Annotated in this window: 3 protein-coding genes and 1 tRNA gene; 2 read left to right on the top strand and 2 right to left on the bottom strand. The window is 70.3% G+C overall.

Annotated features, from left to right (window positions below; translation table 11 throughout):
- Window positions 1–142: 142 nt before the first annotated feature.
- Window positions 143–1,915: a M64 family metallopeptidase gene (locus DMH08_RS38950; RefSeq protein ID WP_199748230.1), complete on the bottom strand. Its 1,773-nt coding sequence runs from the start codon at window positions 1,913–1,915 to the stop codon at window positions 143–145.
- A gap of 240 nt (window positions 1,916–2,155) precedes the next feature.
- Between DMH08_RS38950 and DMH08_RS42210 the strand changes: the two genes are divergently transcribed.
- The gene (locus tag DMH08_RS42210) at window positions 2,156–2,275 is read left to right on the top strand and encodes a DLW-39 family protein (RefSeq protein ID WP_211238580.1); all 120 of its coding nucleotides are present in this window, start codon (window positions 2,156–2,158) and stop codon (window positions 2,273–2,275) included.
- Window positions 2,276–2,520: 245 nt separating this feature from the next.
- A tRNA-Ala gene (locus DMH08_RS38945) sits at window positions 2,521–2,593 on the top strand.
- A gap of 708 nt (window positions 2,594–3,301) precedes the next feature.
- Here the strand turns inward: DMH08_RS38945 and DMH08_RS38940 are convergent.
- Window positions 3,302–3,487, bottom strand: coding sequence for a hypothetical protein (locus DMH08_RS38940; RefSeq protein WP_026404687.1), 186 nt, complete (start codon window positions 3,485–3,487; stop codon window positions 3,302–3,304).
- Window positions 3,488–3,640: the final 153 nt, after the last annotated feature.

The raw sequence follows: 3,640 nt of genomic DNA, 5'->3' as shown, positions 1-3,640 counted from the left end.
GTCGAGTACCGCGCCATCGACTCCGCGGGCAACATCGGCGAGCCGCGCACGTTCACCGTCACCCTGCGCTGACGCCCGCCCTCCCGGTGGTCCCTGCGGCTCCCTCCGAGGCACGCCGCAGGGACCACCGGGAGGGCGGGCGTCAGCGCAGGGTGACGGTGAACGTGCGCGGCTCGCCGATGTTGCCCGCGGAGTCGATGGCGCGGTACTCGACGGTGTGCCGCCCCTTCCCGAGCTTCCCGTACGTCAGCCCGTCGATCACGGTGCCGTTCTCGGTGAAGAGCCACGGGGCGTCCGAGTCCGTCGGCCAGCCGAAGTAGTTGAACCAGCCGTCGCCGTCCACCCGGAACTCCGTCACCACCACGCCCGGACGGTCGTCGGCGCCGGTCAGCCGCATGTGGAACGGGCCGTCGAACACGTGCCCCGCCGCCGGCCCGCCCCGCCGGCCCGCGGCCGACAGCTCGACCGTCGCCGTCGGCCGCTCCGCGTCGATCGTCCACGCGAGCCGGTCGGAGCCGACCCGGGCCACCAGCCGGTGGGTGCCCTCCCGCAGCCGGAACCGGGCGAGGTCGATGTCCCGCTCGCCCCCGCGCACGGCGCGTCCGTCCAGCTCCCAGCGCACCTTGGGGGCCTTCCGCGCCGGATGCGTCGTCTCCGCGTACACGATCGCCTCCGCCCCCACCGGACGGTCGGTCGGCGTCGAGCCCGTGAACCGGGGCCGCACCCCGTCCTGCGGGGTCTTCTTCCGCCCGTCCACCGTCCAGGTGCGCGTCTGGGTGAGCGCCGCCGATCCGCGGATCGCCGGATCCCGGACGAACTCCGTCGGGTCCGTCACGGTCACCTTGACCGTGTACGTCCCCTTCCGCTTCAGCTTCGCGAGATCGAGGTCGGGGCCGCGTCCCACCACGCGCCCGCCGACCGTCCACGTGATCGACAGCCGGTGGTCCACGGGGTGCGGCGTCTCCACCCACAGCACGCGGTCGCCGCCCACCACCGCGTCCGCCGGCGCGTGCTCCTGGATGAGGTCGACCTTGGCGGAGATCCGCTGCGTCATCCGCTCCCGCGCCACCTGGTCGAAGTAGTACCCGAGCGTCTTCATCAGCGAGTGCCTGCTCGGCCGCCACACGCCTGTGCCCGAGTACAGCCCGCCCTCGTAGCGCCCGATGACGCCACCGGACTCGCTCGGCTCCCCCAGCCAGCGCCACCACTTCTTCTTCTGCGCCAGCATCTCCCGCTCGGTGAGCAGCGTGTGGTGCGCCGACTCGGGCTCCGTCCCCTCGTACGTCCCGCCCGGAACGCCCCGGTAGTAGTAGTCGTACTCGTCCTGCAGCCCGCCCAGCGAATGCCCGAGCTCGTGCGGCGCGATGAGCGCCGACATGGCGTTCCCGCCCGACGCCGTCGCGTACGTCCCGCCCGCACCGCCATAGGTGTCGCTGTTCGCCAGCGCGAGGATCTGCCGGTTGCTCTCGGACGTCCCCGGCACCAGGTCCGCGTACCGTTCGGCCGCGCCCTCGTCCATCACGAGCAGCCGCTGGATGCCGTCCTCCAGGCACCCGCTCCAGAACGCCATGCTGAGCGGCGTGTCCTTCCGGGCCGACGACAGCTCGGGGTCGCAGCTCACGCCCGAGTCCGCCGACGGCGTCTCGACCGCGTACACGTTGAAGTAGCTGCGGTACGACTTGAACGGCTCGATCGTCCACAGGTCGTTCAGGTGCTCGGCGATGTGCGCGCGGAACTCGGGCATGTCGGCGTCCGTGTAGCCGTCCCCGAGGATCACCAGGTTGAAGCGCTCGGACGGATCACCCGTCACCTGAACCGGCACCACCTGCGGTTCCGCCGCGTGCGCGGGCGCCGGAACCAGCGCCGCCGCACCCAGCACGACCGTGCCCAGCGCGCCCTTCCCGCTCGTCCACACGTTCGGTCCTCCTCGGATCAGCCCCCGAACGATCAAGCGACTGCCCCGCGATTATCACCCCCAAGATCCACTTTTGTCCCGAACCGCCCGGCCGGCCGATTGGACGTTCGGTCCGATAACGGCGAGTGGGTGCGGATCGCCGGGGATCGGTTGCTAGGCTGCGGAGAGCCTGGGGGACGGCCCGTAGACCGCTCGTCCTCCGGGACCAGGGCTCATAGTCGAGGTAAAGGGGTCCCCACCGTGAAGAAGCTGCTCATTCTCGCTGTTGTTGCTCTCGGCGGCTTCGCTGTCTGGCGCCGGCTGCAGCAGGACCGCGCCGAGCTGGACCTGTGGACCGAGGCCACGTCGTCCGACAGCTGACACCGCCGGCGACACCGGCCCCGGCGTGAGCGGAGCGGACGCGTCCGCCTCGATCTCGCCGGGACCACCGTCGCCCGCCGGCGCCGCGCGCGCCGCACACACCCCCGCGCCGAACCGGCGCCACCCGGCGTCGGCGCTGGCGCATGCCCACGATCGTCCCGTCGGGCCGCACCCGGCCACGGTGTACGATCGTTCCCGTCCGGTGCCCGGACCACCGTCGGCGCACGCCGACGCCCGGAGCCCGAGGGGCCTTAGCTCAGTTGGTAGAGCACCGGCTTTGCAAGCCGGGTGTCAGGGGTTCGAATCCCCTAGGCTCCACCCACCGGAAAGCCCAGGTCAGGAGCTGAGTCCCCGGCCTGGGCTCTTGCGTTTCAGCCCCTCTTCGCGCGCCTATGTGCCCGACGCTTGCCCGATCGCTTCTGGCCTTCTTCAGTCCAGGCTTGTCCATAGCGCTGCCGCTCGTCCGTCGCGTGCAGAGATCATGGCCGCCCGGTCGCTCGCATGACGCGCCAAGCTACTTACTCGGCCCGGACCCGGCTTGCTGGGGCCGGGGATGCCAGGCCGCCAAGAGCCGCTCCAGTTCGGCTGCCGCTTCTGTAGGCGAGTGCGTTACCAAGGTGGGGCGAACGTCGTCGGCCTCGCCCCGGGGGTACCGCGGAAAGACCAGGTAGCCATAGGGACGGCGGCGTGTAATGAGAGCCGGTGACCGCTCCGCATCGAATCTGAGCCCAGCACGCAAGTGGAAGTTCGTATGGCTGTTGCTGGGGACCCAGCGGCAGAGCGACGTCATTCGGACCGCCCGAACCAGGGCGCCGAGGTTGGGCGGTACCCAGGTGTCCATGCTTGCCACGCGCGCGTCGTGTGCGTCTGCCGTTCGCGTCGCTCTTTCCCAGGACTGCACCAGCTCTGCAACCACTGCGCCATCATGACCGGAGAAGGCGTGATGCGTGCACGAATTCTTTAGGCTCCACCCGCACGGGAACGCCCCCGTCCAGGTCGTGGACGAGGGCGTTCGTGCGAGCAACGTCAATGCTTTCTTGCGAAGCGCACCACGTCGCTCGTTATGCCGACGAAGAGGCCGAGGGCGGCGCCCATGAGGCCGGTGCCGATCGCGCTGTCGCCGGGTTCGTAGTCGTTGCCGAGGAAGCCCCATGTGGCTCCCAGCGTTGCGCCGGTGAGCAAGCCGGCCAGCCATCCCCAGCCCACTCTCATAAGCCCCCCGTTTCAGATTCGATCCGGTGTGGCCGATCATCGTTGCGCCTATGGGTATGGGCGGTGGGTGAACTTGGGGAGATGCGACGTCCAGCCGTTGTAGTAGGACGTGTAGGGGGTCGGGCTGGGCGACTGGGTCGGGGACTTGCTGGG

It is taken from the genome of Actinomadura sp. WAC 06369 (assembly GCF_003947565.1).
Classification (GTDB): domain Bacteria; phylum Actinomycetota; class Actinomycetes; order Streptosporangiales; family Streptosporangiaceae; genus Spirillospora; species Spirillospora rifamycini.
The sequence above is the reverse complement of the archived record's forward strand: the minus strand, read 5'-3'. Positions and strand labels throughout refer to the sequence as shown.